General features: G+C 60.3%; 16 protein-coding genes and 1 pseudogene. 10 read left to right on the top strand and 7 right to left on the bottom strand.

The genetic code is table 11. The features are described 5' to 3' along the window. Positions 1–64: 64 nt before the first annotated feature. The gene (gene metG, locus HU755_RS14810; RefSeq protein WP_186550056.1) at positions 65–2,116 is read right to left on the bottom strand and encodes a methionine--tRNA ligase; all 2,052 of its coding nucleotides are present in this window, start codon (positions 2,114–2,116) and stop codon (positions 65–67) included. A gap of 307 nt (positions 2,117–2,423) precedes the next feature. Here metG and apbC point away from each other — a divergent pair. Next, a pseudogene (gene apbC / locus HU755_RS14805) lies at positions 2,424–3,473 on the top strand (iron-sulfur cluster carrier protein ApbC); the annotation flags it as partial. A gap of 171 nt (positions 3,474–3,644) precedes the next feature. Here apbC and HU755_RS14800 read toward each other — a convergent pair. Continuing rightward, on the bottom strand, positions 3,645–4,403 hold the full coding sequence (locus HU755_RS14800; RefSeq protein ID WP_186633825.1) for an SDR family oxidoreductase: 759 nt from the start codon (positions 4,401–4,403) through the stop codon (positions 3,645–3,647). A 163-nt stretch (positions 4,404–4,566) separates the two neighbouring features. On the opposite strand from HU755_RS14800, the gene HU755_RS14795 reads away from it, so the two are divergent. From HU755_RS14795 to groL, 4 genes are all read left to right on the top strand, one after another. Continuing rightward, positions 4,567–5,292: a HugZ family protein gene (locus tag HU755_RS14795; RefSeq protein ID WP_186633822.1), complete on the top strand. Its 726-nt coding sequence runs from the start codon at positions 4,567–4,569 to the stop codon at positions 5,290–5,292. 71 nt (positions 5,293–5,363) lie between these two features. Further along, positions 5,364–5,840 (top strand): FxsA family protein, encoded by a 477-nt coding sequence (locus HU755_RS14790; RefSeq protein ID WP_186633820.1) that lies wholly within the window; start codon positions 5,364–5,366, stop codon positions 5,838–5,840. Positions 5,841–6,098: 258 nt separating this feature from the next. Beyond that, complete coding sequence (locus tag HU755_RS14785) at positions 6,099–6,392, top strand: co-chaperone GroES (protein WP_057723898.1); 294 nt, start codon at positions 6,099–6,101, stop codon at positions 6,390–6,392. Between the two features lie 49 nt (positions 6,393–6,441). Beyond that, positions 6,442–8,088, top strand: a complete 1,647-nt coding sequence (groL, locus tag HU755_RS14780) for a chaperonin GroEL (protein WP_186530161.1) — start codon at positions 6,442–6,444, stop codon at positions 8,086–8,088. 190 nt (positions 8,089–8,278) lie between these two features. Here groL and HU755_RS14775 read toward each other — a convergent pair whose 3' ends face one another. Further along, positions 8,279–9,022 carry a phosphatase PAP2 family protein gene (locus tag HU755_RS14775; RefSeq protein ID WP_186550065.1) on the bottom strand — a complete coding sequence of 248 codons (744 nt, stop codon included), beginning with the start codon at positions 9,020–9,022 and terminating at the stop codon, positions 8,279–8,281. Positions 9,023–9,243: 221 nt separating this feature from the next. Here HU755_RS14775 and colR point away from each other — a divergent pair, with 221 nt between their 5' ends. From colR to HU755_RS14750, 5 genes are all read left to right on the top strand, one after another. Then, positions 9,244–9,915, top strand: coding sequence for a two-component system response regulator ColR (gene colR, locus HU755_RS14770; protein ID WP_186622274.1), 672 nt, complete (start codon positions 9,244–9,246; stop codon positions 9,913–9,915). After that, the gene (locus HU755_RS14765) at positions 9,915–11,198 is read left to right on the top strand and encodes a HAMP domain-containing sensor histidine kinase (protein ID WP_186633817.1); all 1,284 of its coding nucleotides are present in this window, start codon (positions 9,915–9,917) and stop codon (positions 11,196–11,198) included. Before colR ends, HU755_RS14765 begins: the two co-directional genes overlap by 1 nt. A 152-nt stretch (positions 11,199–11,350) precedes the next feature. Then, positions 11,351–12,019, top strand: coding sequence for a class I SAM-dependent methyltransferase (locus HU755_RS14760; protein ID WP_186550071.1), 669 nt, complete (start codon positions 11,351–11,353; stop codon positions 12,017–12,019). A 3-nt stretch (positions 12,020–12,022) separates the two neighbouring features. Then, positions 12,023–12,739, top strand: a complete 717-nt coding sequence (locus tag HU755_RS14755; protein ID WP_186622279.1) for a lipopolysaccharide kinase InaA family protein — start codon at positions 12,023–12,025, stop codon at positions 12,737–12,739. A 2-nt stretch (positions 12,740–12,741) separates the two neighbouring features. After that, positions 12,742–12,969, top strand: coding sequence for a hypothetical protein (locus HU755_RS14750; RefSeq protein ID WP_186633814.1), 228 nt, complete (start codon positions 12,742–12,744; stop codon positions 12,967–12,969). 237 nt (positions 12,970–13,206) lie between these two features. Here HU755_RS14750 and HU755_RS14745 read toward each other — a convergent pair whose 3' ends face one another. The 4 genes from HU755_RS14745 to HU755_RS14730 all read right to left on the bottom strand — a co-directional run bounded on the left by HU755_RS14745 (position 13,207) and on the right by HU755_RS14730 (position 19,809). Beyond that, positions 13,207–16,233, bottom strand: a complete 3,027-nt coding sequence (locus HU755_RS14745; RefSeq protein WP_186633811.1) for a multidrug efflux RND transporter permease subunit — start codon at positions 16,231–16,233, stop codon at positions 13,207–13,209. Between the two features lie 13 nt (positions 16,234–16,246). Next, positions 16,247–17,395 (bottom strand): efflux RND transporter periplasmic adaptor subunit, encoded by a 1,149-nt coding sequence (locus HU755_RS14740; RefSeq protein ID WP_186633807.1) that lies wholly within the window; start codon positions 17,393–17,395, stop codon positions 16,247–16,249. 234 nt (positions 17,396–17,629) lie between these two features. After that, a complete protein-coding gene (locus tag HU755_RS14735; RefSeq protein ID WP_186633804.1) occupies positions 17,630–18,730 on the bottom strand; it encodes a DUF1513 domain-containing protein in 1,101 nt (366 codons plus the stop codon). A gap of 14 nt (positions 18,731–18,744) precedes the next feature. Next, the gene (locus tag HU755_RS14730; RefSeq protein WP_186633801.1) at positions 18,745–19,809 is read right to left on the bottom strand and encodes an imelysin family protein; all 1,065 of its coding nucleotides are present in this window, start codon (positions 19,807–19,809) and stop codon (positions 18,745–18,747) included. Positions 19,810–19,832: the final 23 nt, after the last annotated feature.

Raw genomic sequence — 19,832 nt, 5'->3', positions numbered from 1 at the left:
GCCAGATATGAAAAATCCCACCGGCATGCGGGGCACGCCGGTGGGATCGATTTACCGCAAGGTCTTACTTGATGCGTTGACCCGGCTTGGCGCCGCTGTCCGGGCTCAGCAGGTAGATTTCTTCACCGCCAGGGCCTGCCGCCATGACCATGCCTTCGGAAATGCCGAACTTCATTTTTCGTGGCTTGAGGTTGGCGATCATCATGGTCAGGCGACCGTCGAGTTTCGACGGATCCGGATAAGCGCTCTTGATTCCGGAGAACACGTTGCGTTGCTCGTCACCGATATCGAGGGTCAGACGCAGCAGCTTGTCGGCGCCCTCAACGTGTTCGGCCTTGACGATCAGCGCCACGCGCAGGTCGATGGCGGCGAATGCGTCGAAGTCGATCTCCGGCGACAGCGGATCCTTGGCCAGCTCGCCGTTGCCCGCAGGTGCGGCGGCGCCGGTGTCAGTCTGGCTGGCGGTCAGGTCTTCTTTCGAGGCGTCGGTCATGGCTTGTACTTTTACCGGGTCGATGCGGGTCATCAACGGTTTGAATTCGTTGAGCTGATGGTTGGCCAGCAAGGTGGTGTGGTCGTTCCAGGTCAGCGGTGCGACGTTGAGGAACGCCTCGGCATCGGCGGCCAGCAGCGGCAGTACCGGTTTGAGGAAAATCACCAACTGGCGGAACAGGTTGATGCCGGTGGCGCAGATCGCCTGGACTTCATCCTGTTTGCCTTCCTGCTTGTTCAGCGACCACGGTGCCTTGTCGGCGATCCACGCATTGGCGCGGTCGGCCAGGGCCATGGTTTCGCGCATGGCACGGGCGAAATCGCGGGCTTCATAAGCGTCGGCAATGCCGGGCGCGGCGGCGAGGAAGGCCTCGGTCAGCTCCGGCGCGGCATTGTTGTCGACCAGCAGCCCGGCGTTGCCCTTGTGGATAAAACCGGCGCAACGGCTGGCGATATTGACCACTTTGCCGACCAGGTCGGAGTTGACCTTCTGCACGAAGTCTTCAAGGTTCAGGTCCAGATCGTCGACGCCACGGCCGAGCTTGGCCGCGTAGTAGTAGCGCAGGTATTCCGGCGACAGGTGATCCAGATACGTCCGGGCCTTGATGAAGGTACCGCGCGACTTTGACATCTTCTGGCCGTTGACGGTCAGGTAGCCGTGCACGTTGATTGCGGTCGGCTTGCGGAAGCCCGCGCCTTCAAGCATGGCTGGCCAGAACAGCGCGTGGAAGTTGACGATGTCCTTGCCGATGAAATGGTACAGCTCGGCGGTCGAGTCCTTGCCCCAGAACGCGTCGAAGTCCAGCTCCGGCGTGCGATCACAGAGGTTCTTGAAGCTGGCCATGTAACCGATCGGCGCGTCCAGCCACACGTAGAAATACTTGCCCGGCTCGCCCGGAATCTCGAAACCGAAGTATGGCGCGTCGCGAGAAATGTCCCACTGTTGCAGGCCGGCATCCAGCCATTCGGACAGCTTGTTGGCCACGGCGTCCTGCAGGGTGCCGCTGCGAGTCCAGGCCTGCAGCATTTCCTGGAAGTCCGGCAGCTTGAAGAAGAAGTGCTGGGAGTCCTTGAGCACCGGGGTGGCGCCGGAGATCGCCGACTTCGGATCCTTCAGGTCGGTCGGTGCGTAGGTTGCACCGCATTTTTCGCAGTTGTCGCCGTACTGGTCTTCAGTGCCACATTTCGGGCAGGTGCCCTTGATGAAGCGATCGGCCAGGAACATTTTCTTTTCCGGGTCGAAATACTGGGTGATCGAGCGCTGGGCAATGTGCCCGGCGTCACGCAGCTTGAGGTAGATCTGGCTCGACAGCTCACGGTTTTCTTCGGCGTGAGTGGAGTGGAAGTTGTCGAAATCGACCAGGAAGTCGGCAAAGTCGGCGCTGTGTTCAGCCTGCACGTTGGCGATCAGTTGTTCCGGGGTGATGCCTTCCTTTTCCGCACGCAGCATGATCGCCGAACCGTGGGCGTCGTCGGCGCAGACATAAATGCATTGGTTGCCGCGATGCTTCTGGAAGCGCACCCACATATCGGTCTGGATGTATTCCAGCATGTGGCCAAGGTGGATCGAACCGTTGGCGTAGGGCAGGGCGCTGGTGACGAGGATCTTGCGTGGCTCGGACATGGGGCTTCGCTACTTGATGAAACGGAGGTCGGCCACTATAAAGCGCCGGCGCATATTTTTCACCCCTGCGCCGCTGGGACTTGTGGCGAGGGGATTTATCCCCGCTGGGTGGCGAAGCCGCCCCAAAACCTGCTTTCTCGGTGTAACAGTCATACCGTGTGCAATGAATTGGCGACTGCTGCGCAGCCGAACGGGGATAAATCCCCTCACCACAGTGGCTTTCCAGCTCGGGTAATCTGTTCGCCTCAGATCGGTCTCCAGCGTAGGATAGCCGTCATCTTTTCCAGTCTTGTTATCGGAGTTGCCCATGAGCGCCGTCACTCGCGCAGCGGTGGAAGCCGTCCTCAGCCAATACACCGACCCCTACCTGAACCAGGACCCGGTCAGCGCCAGTTGTGTGAAAAACATCGAGATCGTCGGTGATCGCGTCAATGTGCAGATGGAAATCGGTTATGCCGCCGGCCTGTTCAAGAGCGGTTGGGCGCAACTTCTGCAACTGGCCATTGAAAACATCGAAGGCGTGGTGATTGCTCGCGTCGAAGTGACCAGCGTGATCGCCGCGCACAAGGCCCAGGCGCAGATTCCGGGGCTGGCCAACGTCAAGAACGTGGTCGCGGTGGCGTCCGGCAAGGGCGGCGTGGGCAAATCGACCACCGCCGCCAACCTCGCGCTGGCGCTGGCCCGCGAAGGCGCGAAGGTGGGCATTCTCGACGCCGATATCTACGGCCCGAGCCAGGGCATCATGTTCGGCATTCCCGAGCGCACCCGCCCGGAGGTCAAGGATCAGAAGTGGTTCGTGCCGCTCAAGGCCCATGGCGTGGAAGTCATGTCCATGGCATTCCTGACCGACGACAACACGCCGATGGTCTGGCGCGGGCCGATGGTTTCCGGGGCGTTGCTGCAACTGGTCACACAAACCGCGTGGGGCGACCTGGACTATCTGGTCATCGACATGCCGCCGGGCACCGGTGATATCCAACTGACCCTGGCGCAGAAAGTCCCGGTGGCGGGCGCGGTGATCGTCACCACGCCGCAGGACCTGGCGCTGCTCGACGCGCGCAAAGGCGTGGAAATGTTCCGCAAGGTCAACATTCCGGTGCTGGGCGTGGTGGAAAACATGGCGGTGCACATCTGCTCGAACTGCGGCCATGCCGAGCATTTGTTCGGTGAAGGCGGCGGTGAGAAACTGGCGACCCAGTACGGCGTCGAATTGCTGGCCTCGCTGCCGCTGTCGATGCTGATCCGTGAGCAGGCCGACGGTGGCAAACCCACGGTAATCGCCGAGCCGGACAGCCAGATTGCCATGGTCTATCAGGAACTGGCCCGCCACGTTGGCGCGCGCATTGTGTTGCAGGAAGCGGCAACGCCGGCGATGCCGAATATCACCATCAGCGACGATTAAACAAACGCTGGATAAAAATGTGGGAGCGGGCTTGCTCGCGAACGCGGTGTGTCATTCAACTGATTAGTCGTCTGACCCAACGCGTTCGCGAGCAAGCCCGCTCCCACAGTTGTTTTGTATCGTCGGTTAGATCCGCAACCCGCCATCCATCTCCAGAATCCGCCCGGTGTAATAGTCGTTTTCGAAGATGTACGCCGCCGAATGGGCGATCTCTTCCGGCCTGCCCATGCGCTTGAGCGGAATCCCCGATGTCATCTTCTCCAGCGCTTCCGGCTTCATGCCCAATGTCATTTCGGTTTCGATGAAGCCCGGCGCAATGCCCGCCACGCGAATGCCGTAACGCGCCAGCTCCTTCGCCCAGGTTACTGTCGCTGCCGCGACGCCAGCCTTGGCTGCGGAATAGTTGGTCTGGCCGACGTTCCCCGCACGGGAGATCGACGAAATATTGATGATCGCGCCGCTATTCTTCAACTCGACCATTTTCGCCGCCACCTCACGGGTGCAGAGGAAAACGCCGGTCAGGTTGACGTCGATCACCGCCTGCCACTGGGCCAGGCTCATCTTGGTCATTTCGCCATCCTTGACCTTCAACAGCAGGCCATCGCGCAGGATGCCGGCATTGTTGATCAGACCGTGAATCGCGCCGAAATCGGCGGCGACCTGAGCAACCATGTGCTCGACCTGCTCTTCATTGGCGACGTTGCACAGGTAGCTGCGCGCTTCGACACCCTTGGCTTTGCACGCGGCCACGGCGTCGTCGAGTTTTTCCTGGTTCAGATCGACCAAGGCCAGTTTCGCGCCTTTGCCGGCGAAATACTCAGCCATGGAACGGCCCAAACCCTGGCAACCGCCGGTGATAATGATTACTTTGTCGTTGAGTTGCATTCGCATGTCTCGCTGGCAGGTCTGAGTTGTTTTTGTTGCCGGCAACGCTCGCTCGGCACCGGTCCAGGCCAGGTTGCCCGTGAGTATTGCCCGATGCGTGCCGGTTACTTTTATCCGCGCGCCTGTCCGTTTTCTAGACGGAATCCATTTAAGGAGTCATAAATTGAGCGTTGAAGTGGCGAAGAATGCCCGAGAATTGCTTCTCAAGGAATACCGCGGAGTGCTGTCGACCCACTCCAAGTCGATGCCGGGATTTCCTTTTGGCTCCGTTGTGCCGTATTGCCTGGACGAGCAGGGCCGTCCGCTGATCCTGATCAGCCGCATTGCCCAGCACACGCACAATCTGCAAAAAGACCCGAAATGTTCGATGCTGGTCGGCGAGCGTGAAGCCGACGACGTGCAGGCTGTCGGCCGTCTGACCTATTTGGCCGAAGCGCAAAAGCTGGAAGATCCTGCCACCATCGACGCCGCCGCCGAGCGTTATTACCGTTACTTCCCGGATTCGCAGAACTATCACAAGGCCCATGACTTTGATTTCTGGGTGCTCAATCCGGTGCGTCACCGCTACATCGGCGGTTTCGGTGCGATCTACTGGGTTGAGAATCTGACCCTGGCCAATCCGTTCGCCGGCAAGGCTGAGATCAGCATGGTCGAGCACATGAACAGTGACCACGCCAAGGCCATCGCCCATTACGTCGAACTCGCCGGGCTGCCGACTACCGTGCCGGCGCAACTGGCCGGGATCGACAGCGAGGGTATGCACCTGCGCATTGGTCAGGCGGTGTATTGGTTGCCCTTCGCAGCGCCATGTAATACGCCGACACAAGTACGTGAGGCCTTGGTTTCTCTGGCTCACGCCGCATCCTGGCCAAAAAATACGGCAGATTAAGCTTGAATTCACGCAAGGGCGACGTCATCTAAGGCTTACTGCAAGGCATTTCTTGCGTTGAGGAAACTTTGATGCGCCCTTTTCTGTTGCTCTTTCTGCTGTTTCCAGTGCTGGAGCTGTTCGTATTCGTCAAAGTGGCAGGGGCGATCGGGTTTTTCCCGGCCCTGCTGCTGATCATTGTCGGCTCGATGTTCGGTGTGTTTGTGTTGCGCATCGCCGGTCTGGCCACGGCACTGCGTGCCCGTGAAAGCCTGAACCGCGGCGAACTGCCCGCACAAACCATGCTCGAAGGCCTGATGCTGGCACTGGCCGGTGGCCTGTTGATCATTCCGGGTTTCATCAGCGATGTGGTGGGTCTGGTGATGCTGTTGCCGTTCACTCGTCGTCTGCTGGCAAACAAAATGCGCCAGCGCGCCGAAGACCAGGCCATGCGCCAACGCGCCTTCGCCGACGACCTGCAATCGCGTGGCGGTCCTGCGCCGCGCGAACCGCTGGGACGCGAGCCGAATGTGATCGAAGGCGAGTTCGAACACCGCGACCACAAGTAACCTCTGCATCGACACGGCACCTTCAGGTGCCGTGTTCGTTTGGGCAATTTTTTACGCTGCCGCGATGAAAAATTTTTTCCGTCAGCCCTTGTAATCGGCTTGTACGCCCCTATGTATCGGTCACCGAAAGGTTTCCGGTATTCAAACCGGACAGACTTGCGCGGTTCGCTCGACGGACCGCAACCGGCGCAGGCCGGATTCGTTAAACCCGCCGGGACTACACCGGCCGATGAAAACCACAATTAGGAGAGATCGACAATGAAGCTTCGTCCTCTGCATGACCGCGTCGTTATCCGTCGCAGCGAAGAAGAAAAGAAAACCGCTGGCGGTATCGTCCTGCCAGGTTCGGCTGCTGAAAAAGCCAACCACGGTGTGATTCTGGCTGCGGGTCCAGGCAAGGCACTGGAAAACGGTGAAGTACGTGCGCTGGCCGTGAAAGTGGGTGACAAGGTTGTTTTCGGCCCTTACTCCGGCAGCAACACTGTGAAAGTCGACGGCGAAGACCTGCTGGTAATGAGCGAGAACGAAATTCTCGCCGTTCTGGAAGACTGATTTCCCGTTCATTTTCCCGTTACTACAAAGTATTTAAGGAATATCGATCATGGCTGCTAAAGAAGTTAAATTCGGCGATTCCGCCCGCTCCAAGATGCTCAAAGGCGTCAACGTTCTGGCTGACGCGGTAAAAGCGACCCTGGGCCCGAAAGGCCGTAACGTGATCATCGAGAAAAGCTTCGGCGCTCCGACCATCACCAAGGATGGCGTTTCCGTAGCAAAAGAAATCGAACTGGAAGACCGTTTCGAGAACATGGGCGCGCAGCTGGTCAAAGACGTTGCCTCCCGTGCCAACGATGACGCAGGCGACGGCACCACCACCGCTACCGTTCTGGCTCAGGCAATCGTCAACGAGGGCTACAAGGCCGTCGCTGCCGGCATGAACCCAATGGATCTGAAGCGCGGCATCGACAAGGCAACCATCGCCATCGTTGCCGAGCTGAAAAAACTGTCCAAGCCATGCGCTGACACCAAGGCTATTGCTCAGGTCGGCACCATCTCTGCCAACTCCGACAGCTCCATCGGCGACATCATTGCCGAAGCCATGGAAAAAGTCGGCAAAGAAGGCGTGATCACCGTAGAAGAAGGCTCGGGCCTGGAAAACGAACTGTCGGTTGTAGAAGGCATGCAGTTCGACCGTGGCTACCTGTCGCCGTACTTCGTCAACAAGCCAGACACCATGGTTGCCGAGCTGGACAGCCCGCTGATCCTGCTGGTCGACAAGAAGATCTCCAACATCCGTGAAATGCTGCCAGTACTGGAAGCCGTTGCCAAAGCCGGCCGTCCGCTGCTGATCGTTTCCGAAGACGTTGAAGGCGAAGCCCTGGCGACGCTGGTTGTGAACAACATGCGTGGCATCGTCAAAGTCGCGGCCGTCAAGGCTCCAGGTTTCGGCGACCGTCGCAAGGCCATGCTGCAGGACATCGCTGTTCTGACCGGCGGTACTGTCATCTCCGAAGAGATCGGCCTGAGCCTCGAAAGCGCCACCCTGGAAAACCTGGGTAGCGCCAAGCGCGTGACCATCTCCAAGGAAAACACCATCATCGTTGACGGTGCTGGCGTGCAGGCAGACATCGAAGGCCGTATCGCTCAGATCCGCGCCCAGGTTGCCGAAACGTCCTCGGACTACGACCGTGAAAAACTGCAAGAGCGTCTGGCCAAGCTGTCCGGCGGCGTTGCAGTGATCAAGGTTGGCGCCGGTTCCGAAGTTGAAATGAAAGAGAAGAAAGCCCGCGTTGAAGACGCCCTGCACGCAACCCGTGCAGCCGTTGAAGAAGGCGTGGTGCCTGGCGGTGGCGTTGCGCTGATCCGTGCTCTGGAAGCCTTGACCGGTCTGACCGGCGACAACGCTGACCAGAACGTCGGCATCGCGGTGCTGCGTCGCGCTGTTGAAGCGCCGCTGCGTCAGATTGCTGCCAACTCCGGTGACGAGCCAAGTGTTGTCGTTAACGAAGTGAAGAACGGCAAAGGTAACTACGGTTACAACGCCGCTTCCGGCGAATACGGCGACATGATCGAACTGGGCATCCTGGACCCAACCAAGGTGACTCGTTCGGCGCTGCAGGCAGCATCCTCCATCGGCGGTCTGATCCTGACCACTGAAGCGGCGATCGCTGATGCACCGAAGAAAGAAGGCTCGGCTGGCGGCGGTATGCCAGACATGGGCGGCATGGGTGGCATGGGCGGCATGATGTAAGCCAGCCCTGGCCCTGTAACGCAAAACCCCGCCTGCGCGAGCAGGCGGGGTTTTTTATTGCCCGGATTTCAGCTTCACACCGATCCCCTGTAGGAGTGAGCTTGCTCGCGATAGCGGTGTGTCATTCAAATAGTCAGTGACTGACACACCGCTATCGCGAGCAAGCTCACTCCTACATTGAATGCGTGTTTCAGGCGTTGATCGGGTGTGGATTCATTACCGTCGCAGCCTTGCTCGCCGGACGATAAAGCACCCAGTAATACGCCCCCAGACAAATCAGCCAGCAGAAGATCGCCGTCCACACGTTGTGCGAAAAGAAGTGCGCGCCCTGCATCATGCGGCTGATCGAGAACACCGAACCCAGCGCAAAGGCAAACACGAACGCTTGCCGCGCCAGTCTTGGACGACGGTCGCGCAGCACGAAAAACAGCGCAAACAAGGTGAACCCTGTTGCGGCATGGCCACCCGGCCAGCACCGTCCCGGCTTGTCGGTGGCCGGGCGATGTTCCATCAGTTTGCTGTAGGTTTCATGGCCGCCGAATTGCTCCAGGCTCCACGGGCATTGCACCGCGGTCACCGCTTTGACGGGCGTCACGAACGAGGTGGCCAAACCGAGCGACAGCACCAGGCAACCCAGTTCGCGCTTGAACGGTTTGAGCCGGTCGAGGAAAAAAGTGCCGACAAAGCCAAGGATGGCAAACACCGAGAACGCGATCACCACCTGTTTGGCACGGTCATGCAGGATGTCTTCGAGGAAGTAGCTATGGCGTCCGATAAAATCACCGGCAACCGGGTCGTAGAACAGGCGCGCCAGTGTCATATCCAGGTCGGTCAGTTCCAGCAACACCAGCATGATCGCCGCGGCGATGGGAATGCCCAGGCACAGCCACAAATTCAAAGGCCTGGAAATGGGGCGGGCAGAGGTCGTTACCATGGGGTTTTTCCTGGGTCGGTCAGTGTGTTCTAAGTGCGCAACCGCGCGGAGTCTGCCGCCCTCGGCGTCGGCGAATCGTTAACCGAAAGTGAAAAAAGCGTTGCGTGCCGCAATCAGCATTTTTCTCGCGAAACAACCCGACACATGCCTAGCTCTGGGCCACACTTGGCCGTAAGCTGCGCGGGCCAAGACGGCCGCTACCCCGTTCGGAGGAGGTACCCATGCGTATTCTGCTGGTTGAAGACAACCGCGACATCCTGGCCAATCTGGCCGATTATCTGGGCCTCAAAGGCTATACCGTCGACTGCGCACAAGACGGCCTGTCGGGCCTGCATCTGGCGGCCACTGAGCATTACGACCTGATCGTGCTCGACATCATGCTGCCCGGTATCGATGGCTACACCCTGTGCAAGCGTCTGCGTGAAGACGCCCGGCGCGACACCCCGGTGATCATGCTCACCGCCCGCGATCAGTTGGATGACCGTTTGCAGGGCTTCAAGTCCGGAGCCGACGATTACCTGATCAAGCCCTTCGCCCTGTCGGAGCTCGCCGCGCGTGTCGAAGCCGTGATGCGCCGCGCCCAGGGCGGCGGGCGGCGTGCCTTGCAGGTCGGTGACCTGAGCTACGACCTCGATACCCTGGAAGTGACCCGCGACGGCAAGCTGCTGAAACTCAACCCGGTTGGCCTCAAATTGTTGGCGGTGTTGATGCAGAAAAGTCCGCACGTCTTGCGCCGGGAAATTCTCGAAGAGGCCTTGTGGGGCGATGATTGCCCGGACAGCGACAGCCTGCGCAGCCATGTCCATCAGTTGCGCCAAGTGATCGACAAACCGTTTGCCAAGCCGCTGCTGCACACCGTGCACGGAGTCGGTTACCGCTTGGCCGATGCCTGATGGAGTTCAGGCAAAGTCTTTCCCAGCGGATCATCATTGCCTTTGCGCTGATGAGCGCGCTGGTGGCGGGGGCCTTCGCCATGGGCATCGTCGCGACGGTGCATCTGGTCGAAGAAAAACTGATCTCGGCAGGCTTGGGCGGCGACCTGCAGCGCCTGCTGTTGATGGACAACGTCTCGGACTGGAGCCATCGGCCGGAGCCGGATCAGTTGTTCTATTTCAGTGGCGGCCCCGGTGATTTCGAGCTGCCCAAGGACCTGCGTCATCTGGATTCGGGTTTCCACGAAGTCTTTCGTGAGCAACTGTCCTACCACGCGATGGTCGAGATCGTGGATGGCCGTCGTTATGTGCTGCTGCAGGATCAAAGCGATTTCGAGGAGCGCGAGCGCGTGCTGTTCGCCGTGGTCCTGGTGGGTTTCGTGCTCAGCCTGGCACTGGCGGTGTTTCTCGGCTGGGTACTCGCGCGCAAGGTGATGGCGCCGGTGGTGCGCCTGGCGCGCCAGGTCCGCCATCGCGACCAGTTGCTCGGATTGGCGCCACCGTTGGCGCCGGATTACGCGGCTGACGAGGTCGGTGAGTTGGCAGTAGCGTTCGATGCCACGTTGGGGCGCTTGCGTCAGGCATTGACGCGTGAGCGCCTGTTCACCAGCGACGTCAGCCATGAGTTACGCACGCCGTTGATGGTGTTGGCCAGCTCCTGCGAACTGCTGCTGGAAAATCCGGGTATCGACCAGCGCGGTCGGGCTCAGGTGGAGCGCATTGCTCGAGCCAGTGAAGAGATGCGCGAGCTGGTGCAAACCTTTCTGATGCTGGCCCGCGCGCAGAACGAAGAACCTGGCGCGGCACCGCAGCAAAACCTCACGCAGGTGGCGCAAAGCTTGCTCTGCCTGTGGCGTGAGCCGATCGAACGCAAGGGCCTGACATTGCTGTTCGAGCCGGGCAACCCAGCGGATAGCCGTTACAACGCGACGTTGCTCAACGCGGTCATGGGCAACCTGCTGCGCAACGCGCTGCATTACACCGAACAGGGTTTCATTCGCCTGACGCTCACTGCCAACGGCTTTATCGTCGAGGATTCCGGCGTTGGCATCCCTGAAGAAAAGCGCGAGGCGATGTTTGAGCCTTTCGTGCGCGGCAGCGAAAAACGCGGCGAGGGCCTGGGGCTTGGCCTGTCGCTGGTGCAGCGCATCTGCGAAAACCAGGGCTGGACCGTGAGTCTCAGCACGATGGAGCCCAATGGCTGCCGATTCGAGGTAGATCTTGGCGGGAATGGACGCGAATAGTCGCTTCAGGCTACTCCCGCCCAGCTGTCTAAATCCTGTATAACGTTGTAATAATTTGTCGGTTTACCTTACATTTTTTTCACAATTGGATGACCTGACGCTGACACGCCACTGATTAAGGTGGCGTCATCAGACATTCAGGAGTCCAGATGATGGCCGACCCGATCAAGCTCGATTTTTCCGAAAAGTACGACGACCAGCACGCACAGCGATATCTGCGCAAGCACAAGGAAAGTCTGGGCCGTCGTCTGTCCCACTGGCGCGATGAGCAATTGGCACGCAAGGCCCTGGCGCTTGCGGGTGACCCTGGCCTGGTGCTGGATCTACCCTGCGGTGCCGGGCGGTTCTGGCCGCTGCTGGCAGAAAAACCCAACCGGGTGATCATCGGCGCGGACAACTCCGAATCGATGATCAAAACGGCGTTGCAAGGGCAACCGGCCGATGTGGTAAAGCGCGTTCAGCCGTTGCACACCTCGGCGTTTGATATCGCCCTGCCGGATAACGCGGTCGACAGCATTTTCTGCATGCGTCTGCTGCACCATATCGGTGAGTCCGAGCACCGTCAGGTGATCCTGCGCGAGTTCGAACGGGTAACCCGCGACAGTGTGATTGTTTCCTTGTGGGTCGACGGCAATTTCAAAGCCTGGAAGCGCAAGCGCGCCGAGCTGGATCGCCCGAATCGCGACTACCAGAATCGTTTTCTGATTCCGGCGGCGACGATCGAAAAAGAATTTGAACAGGCCGGTTTCCGCATTCAGGAACAACTGGACTTTATTCCGCTCTATGCGATGTGGCGGGTTTACGTATTACGCAAGAGGTAGAGGATGGCAGTGCAAGCAGCGGTTGAAGCGGATGTCGCAGCACAGGATCGTTTCGATTACTACTGGAACCAGCGTGGCGAATGGGTTGAAGAACCCAACGTGCGGCGCGGTGGCGAAAGTGGTGTGCAACGCGTGGTCGGGCGTGACGGCCAACTGCTGTACGCCAAGCGCCAGACGGGGCACATCTACCGCAGTTGGCTGCACCCGTTCGGCCGTCCGACCGTATTGCGTGAACTGGATGCGCTGACCGGCGTCAGCAAGCTGGGCGTGCGCGTCCCCGAGATCGTGTTTTGTGGTGCACAGCCTGATCCGCAGCACAAATGGCGCGCGTTGCTGGTGACCAGGTCCCTCGACGGTTTCCAGGAGCTGGAGCACTGGCTGGCCGCTGCTGGCGGTCGCGATCAGTGTGGCGACGGAATCTTTGAGCGGGTGCTCAAGGATCTGGCCGAGAACCTGGCACGCATGCACAAGGGCCGCTGGCAACACAGCTGCATTTACATCAAGCACGTATTTGTCCGGGTGACCGGTGAAGGCGAAGCGGCCAAGGTCGAAGTGGCATTGATCGATCTGGAAAAATGCCGTCAGCGTCTGACCGCCTATCGCGCAGCGCAGCATGACATGAAGCAATTGCGGCGCCATTCGTCGTTCCGCGAAGCCGACTGGAAAAAACTCGTCTATTTTTATGAGACGGCGTTTGGCAGCGCTATCAAAGGTTTATAGCGATGAAACTCGAAATTGCACGAGGTATGTTCCTGGTAGGGGCCTTGGCAGTTGCTTCTCTGGCGGTGGCGGCTTGGGAGCAGCCGCGCATGCAGGTCATCGGCGCGTCTGAAACAGACGCTCACTGCGCGGTACCACGGGTGGCGAAGGCCTCCGTGGCAACCCAGCCAGATCATGATCTGCTGTTGTTCATGTTTGGTCTGTCGCAAGGGATGAGGCCAGCCAGTTGAAACGATCGAAGCCCAAATAAAAGGCCTCGCAAATGCGAGGCCTTTTTTATTGTCGGTATTCGGGCCAATACATATCCCCTGTCTTGATCGTTCCCACGCTCTGCGTGGGAATGCCTCTAGGGACGCTCCGCGTTCCAATGGGACGCAGAGCGTCCCGGGCTGCATTCCCACGCGGAGCGTGGGAACGATCAAACCGCATTCGCGAGCAAGCCCGCTCCCACAGGGGGGACATAGGTGTTATTTGGGATCCGGTTTCGCCAGAAATGTGTAGACGCACGGCAGCACGAACAGCGTAAACAGCGTACCGATCGACATCCCCGTGGCAATCACCATGCCGATATCAAAGCGGCTGACCGCCCCCGCCCCGGTCGCCAGAATCAGCGGCACCATGCCGAACACCATCGCCGCTGTGGTCATGAGCACCGGGCGCAAGCGAATCGCTGCGGCTTCTTCCACCGCCTCTCGCGCCGTCAGGCCCTTGTCCTTGCGCAACTGGTTGGCGAACTCGACGATCAGAATGCCGTGTTTGCTGATCAGGCCAATCAGCGTCACCAACCCGACCTGGGTGTAGATGTTCATGCTCGACCAGCCGAGGAACAGCGGAATCAGCGCGCCGCAAATCGACAGCGGCACGGTGACCAATATCACCAAAGGATCGCGGAAGCTTTCGAACTGCGCCGCCAGCACCAGAAAAATGATCGCCAGCGCCAGGGTGAAAGTCACCCACAAGGCGCTGCCTTCCTGCACGTATTGGCGCGAAGCACCGCCATAGTCGAAGGCAAACCCGGCCGGCGCTTCTTCCCGAGCGATCTGCAGAACGGTGTCGATGGCTTCGCCCATGCTCACCAGCGGGAAGCCGGAAATCTTTGCCGCGTTGAGCTGCTGGAACTGATTGAGCTGGCGCGGCCGCGCACGGTCGCTGACCTTGATCAGGGTCGACAGTGGCAGTAACTCGCCCTGGGTATTTTTCACGTAGTAATTGTTCAGCCACTCCGGATTGTCGCGGTAGGCCCGTTCGACCTGCGCGATCACCTTGTAGCTGCGCCCGTCGATGGTGAAACGGTTGATTTCCGCCTCACCGAGCAATGTCGCCAGCGTGCCGCCGAGGTCGAGCATCGACACACCCATCTGCGCGGCCTTGGCGCGGTCGATATCGACCACCACTTCCGGTTTGTCAAAGGCCAGGTCGAGGTCGACGAAAGCGAATTTGCCCGATTCCATGGCGCGTTTCTTGATTCGGTCAGCGACTTGCAGCAGCAGCTCATAGTCGTTGGCGGTATTGACGACGAATTCGAACGGCAAACCTTCACCGGTGCCGGGCAGGGAGGGCAGGTTGAAACCGAAGATCTGCAAGCCGGAAATGCCTTCCAGTTTGCTCTGCACCTCGGGAAGGATTTCCATCTGGGTGCGGCTGCGCTCGTTCCATGGCTTGAGCAGGAAACCGCCGATCCCGGCCTGCACGCCGTTGTAGCCGTTGATCTGGAACGAGGAGTAGTACTCGGGAAACGCTTTGAAGATGGTAATGAATTCGTCGGTGTAGGCGCTCAGGTACTCAAGGTTGGTCGGCTGCGGCGCGCTGGCCATCATGAAAATGATGCCCTGGTCTTCGTCCGGCGCCAGTTCCGACTTGGTGAACTTGAGGAACACCGGGATCAGGCACAACACGATCAGCGCGAACACCAGCACCACCGGGCGGGTGTTGAGCGTGCCGTGGAGCATGCTTTGATAGCGGCGCTTGAGGCTGTCGAAGAGGCGGTCCAGGCGATGGGCCAGGCCGCTGGGGTTTTCTTCGTGGCGCAGCAAGTAGGCGCACATCATCGGCGACAGCGTCAGGGCGACGATGCCGGAAATCACCACCGCACCGGCCAGGGTCAGCGCGAACTCCTTGAACAGCGCCCCGGTCAGTCCGGTGAGGAAACCGATCGGCGCGTACACCGCCGCCAGGGTGATGGTCATCGATACCACGGGCATGGCTATTTCCCGGGCGCCTTCCAGCGCAGCATCGAACGGCGTCTTGCCTTCTTCGATGTGCCGATGGATGTTTTCCACCACGACAATCGCATCATCCACCACCAGACCGATGGCCAACACCATCGCCAGCAGCGTCAGCAGGTTCATCGAGTACCCCATCATCTGCATGAAGAACATCACGCCGATCATCGACAATGGAATGGTCACCACCGGGATCACCACCGAGCGCAACGCCCCGAGGAACAGGAACACCACGACGATAACGATCAGCACTGCTTCGAACAGGGTTTTCACCACCTCGTCGATGGACGCCTGAATAAACAGCGTGGCGTCGTAGGCGATTTCGCTTTTGAGGTTCGGCGGCAGCTGTGCCTCCAGCTCGGGCATCAGCTTGCGCACTTCCTTGATCACGTCCAGCGGGTTGGCCCCCGGCGTGGCCTTGATGCCGATGTACACCGAGGGCGTGCCGCCGAACGAACTGATCGTGTCGTAGTTTTCCGCGCCCATTTCCACCCGCGCCACATCGCTGAGCAGCACGCGGCTGTCGCCATCGACCTTGAGCGGAATCGCCGCAAAGGCTTCGGCGGATTTCAGTTCGGTGTTGGCGTTGATGCTGGTGACGGTGTATTCACCTTTCACTTCGCCGGCAGCGGAGAGGAAGTTGTACTGGCGCACCGCAGCGGTCACGTCGGCGGCGCTGAGGCCGAAGCCGGCGAGTTTCACCGGGTCGAGCCACAGGCGCATGGCGAACACCTGGTTGCCGAGAATTTCCGCTTCGGCCATGCCCGGCAGGGTTGCCAGTTTCGGCTGGATCACCCGGGACAGGTAGTCGGTGATCTGCGGGTTGCTCAAATCCTTGCTGAAGAAGCTGATGTACATCAGCGCCGAGGCGTCGGCGGACTCTTTGCTCAGCACCGGATCTTCGGCGTCCTGGGGCAGCTTGTTCTTGACCTCGTTGGCCTTGGCCAGTAACTCGGTAAACAAGCGGTCAGTGTTGGCACCGATGCGCGCGTAGATCGAGATCGTCGAGAAGTTCTGCCGGCTGACCGAGGTCATGTAGTCGATGCCTTCGGCGCTCGCCAGGCTCTGCTGCATCGGTTGGGTGATATAGCCCTGAATGGTTTCCGCGTTGGCCCCGGGGTACGCCGTGGTCACGGTGATCAGGGCGTTTTCCATTTGTGGATATTGGCGCAGCGGCAGCTTGCTCCAGGCCTGGAAGCCCAGCAGCACAATCAGCAGGCTGACCACGGTGGCCAGCACCGGGCGGCGGATGAACGGATCGGTAAAAGCCATGGGGATTCCTTGATCAGTCGGCGCGGGGCGGACTGTTCTGCTCGCCGAGGGTCTTGTCGGCGCTGATGGCAATGCGCGCGCCGTTGTCCAGTTTGATCTGGCCGGCCGTCACGACCTGCTCGCCGTTCTGCACGCCCTTGTTGATCAACACCAGGCCATCACGGCGTTCGCCGGTCTCGATAAAGCGCCGTTCGGCGATCAGCACCGGTTGGTCCTTGTCGTCTTTTTCGACGCTGCCGTCCTCGGCCTTCTTCTGTGCGACCACGTAGACCGAGTTGCCGTAGAGCGTGTAAGTGATTGCGCTTTCCGGCACCACGATGTGTTGCTGCTGATCCGGCAGCAGCACCTGGAGGCTGGCGAACATGCCCGGCAGCAGTTTGCCGTCGGGGTTGGCCAGGGTGGCGCGGACCAGAATGTTGCGCGTGGTGCTTTCGACGATCGGGTTGATCGCGCTGATCTTGCCGGCGAAGTTCTGCCCGGGGTACGCGGCGACGCTGATCTGTACGGGTTGGCCGACGGCGAGTTTCGGCACCGATTGTTCGGGCACGTAAAAGTCGGCGTAGAGGCTGCTCAAATCCTGCAATGTGGCGATTCGGGTGCCGCTGGCGAGGTAGTCGCCGACGTCGACCTGACGGATGCCGATGGTGCCGCTGAAGGGCGCGAGGATGCGTTTTTTCGCCAGGGAGGCGTTGAGCTGATTGACCGTGGCCTTGTTCTTTTGCAGCACGGCGGAGAGGCGGTCGTATTCGCCCTTGGAGATGGCGCGGCTGTCGACCAGTTGGCTGCCCCGCGCGAAATCCAGTTGCGCCAGCCCGAGGTCAGCCCGGGCGGTTTCCAGCAGAGCGGTTTCGACGGCGCTGTCGAGTTGCAGCAGCGGTTGCCCGGTCTTGACCTTCTGTCCGGATTCGAATTTGAGCTCGGTGACGGTGCCGGCGACTTCCAGACTCAGCTCCACGCCTTGCAACGCCTTGAGCGTGCCGACGGTGGGCAAGCGCATCTGCCACGGCTGTTCGCTGGCATTGGCGACGGCGACACTGATCGGTGGCTTGGGCTTGGAGAAGCCCTGGATCATCGTGTAGATCGAAAAGGCCTTGTAACCGCCCAGTACCAGGACGATCAGCAAAACAACACCCAACATGATCAGCATGCGGCGACGCAGCATATGTCCAGTTCCTTGGATAAATCATGAGACAGGCGGGCACATTACTCCGAGTGCAGGGGGGATTCCAACTGGCAGTTGTTACAGGTGCTGCACACCGGAACCCTGTGGCGAGGGAGCTTGCTCCCGCTGGGACGCGAAGCGGCTCCTCTTTTTGTGCAAAAGCAGGGCCTGCTGCGCAGTCCAGCGGGACGGTGCGACGATTCGACAAGCTCCCTCGCCACAATTGGGTGGTGCCTAGGCCATCAAGTGAAGATGGTTATCCCAGAGCCCCGCCGGCAATTCCAGCGGCTTGGCCAGCAACTGATCCTGACGGCAATCGTAGTAGCGGCAACGACCCTGTCCCGAGGTCACCACGAAACCGTCCTTCACCGCACCGACGCCAGCGCAATCCGGCAACGGCGCATCAAGGCGAACCTCTGCGCTGTCCAGATCCCAGATAAAGAAGCGGTTGCCGCGCGGAGCGGTCAGGGCGACCAGACGCAGCTCGCTGTGCACGGCGACGCTGGCGGTGTAATGCCCCATCGCCTGCAACTGATGTTCGGCTACCGGGAACGCCACAAACGGTTGCCCTGGCCGCTTGATCGCCAACAGCTCCGAGCGCTCGTGGGACGGGCCCATGAATTGCTGGCCGGCGACGATGGTGCCGTCGCTGGCGATGCCCAGATGGCGCACGCTGTTCATCTGCTGGGCAAGGGTTTCCTTGCTCAGCAGCGTACCGTCGCGTTGCATCAGGACCAGGCTCGGCTCCATGGCGTCGAGGTTCATGTCGACGCGGCTTTCCGCCTCGGTGCGAATCCCGCCGTTGGCCACCACCAGCGTCTCGCCGTCAGGCATCCATGACACCTGATGCGGACCGAGGCCGTGGGTGGAGATCTCGCCTGTGTGCAGCAGCCGTTCGCCGTCGAACTTGTACACCCCGAGCAAACCACGGCCAGGATCGGTCGTGTCGTTTTCAGTGGCGTACAGGTATTCGCCGTCCTTGTGCACCACGGCGTGGCCGTAAAAGTGCCGGTTCGGCTGCGACGTCACGGTCTGCAGCAGCTTGCCGTCGCGCAGGTCGATCAGGTAGCTCTCGGTGCCCGGACGCCGTGCGACGAACAGCGCCAGCGGCTGCGTCGGGTGATTGATGATGTCATGGCAACGCTGACCGACGTGGGTGGCGAACACCCGCGTACCGTCGAGGCGATAACCGACCGCGTAATGCTTGCCATCGGTGTCGTCGCGCGCCGACAGCAACAGCGGGCTCTGATCCTTGCGTTTGAACAGCGTCCAGCCGCCCAGCGTCACTGCTCCCAGCAGTGCACTTCCTAAAGTCAGCACCTGACGTCGCAGCATGGCACTCGCCCTCATCAGTCACCGTCGTTGGCGTTGAAGCCCAGTTGGATGCCCAGCGCCTTGGCCAGCTCGCCTTCATGCAGGCGATGGACGACGTTGAGGCTGTCGTAGATGTCGTTGAGCTGCTGGCGACCGGCGTCGTCCTGAAGCATTTCAGTCAGCGAACGCTGGGTGCTGTCGAACAGCTTCAGCGACGCGGCATAAGCGGCGTCGATCTTGTCCGCGAGCGGCTTCTGCTCGGCGGGCAACAGACCGCGCAGACCTTTGTTGTCGACGCCTTCCCAGACGGTTTTGGCGGCGGCAAGGCTGGCTTCCAGCGCCGTCAGCGACGACTGGCTGCGCCACGCATCGGCCTGGAACGGTTGCGGCACGCCTTTGCTCTGACGGCCCATCGGCGTGCCGAGTTTTTTCTTCAAGGTGTCCAGCGCTGTCACTTGTACGCGCAGCAGATCGGCGATTGCTTCGTGGGAGTCGGCATAGCGCTGGTTAGGGAATTTGCTCATCTGCGCGAGCATGCCGTCGGTGTTGTTCCAGCCTTGCAGAATGTCTTCGGCCAGTTGCTTCTGGCGCTCGCCGATGGCGATCAGCAGCGGGCAGTACTTGGCTTTCTGCGCCTCGTTGGCGACGTCAGGCTTGGCATCGAACAGAATGTATTCGTAGGCCGACAGGCCTTGCACCACGACGCTGGATTTGGCCAGGGCGGCGGCATCGATCTGCGGCTGGGCGGTGACCAATTGCTCGACCTGACGGCCGACGAGGTTTTTCTTGTCCGGCCAGAACTGCACCTGCCACGAACGGTTGCCTTCGGCCAGCGGGCCGATCAGCAGCGGTTGCAGCTCGGCCCAGGCTTTCTGCGCATGCAGGAAATCGGCGCGCGCGGTTTCCAGGGTTTCCTTGCCCTGGCAGTAGGCGAGGGCGCTGACCGCCAGTTGCTTGTCGGCTTCGACCCAGCGGGTGTAGGTCGGCAGGATCACCGATTTGGCGATGGCCGCCGAGGTGACCGCTTGCGGATCCTGCGGCGAGCAGGCGCCGAGGGCGAGCGCGGCAAGGCTGGTGAACAGTAACTTGGGACGGAACATGTCGGGCTCCCGATGCTTTTTCA

Source organism: Pseudomonas sp. SWRI111 (genome assembly GCF_014268555.1).
Lineage (GTDB): Bacteria > Pseudomonadota > Gammaproteobacteria > Pseudomonadales > Pseudomonadaceae > Aquipseudomonas > Aquipseudomonas hamedanensis.
Note: the sequence above shows the minus strand (reverse complement) of the source record. Positions and strands in the feature narration are given on the sequence as shown.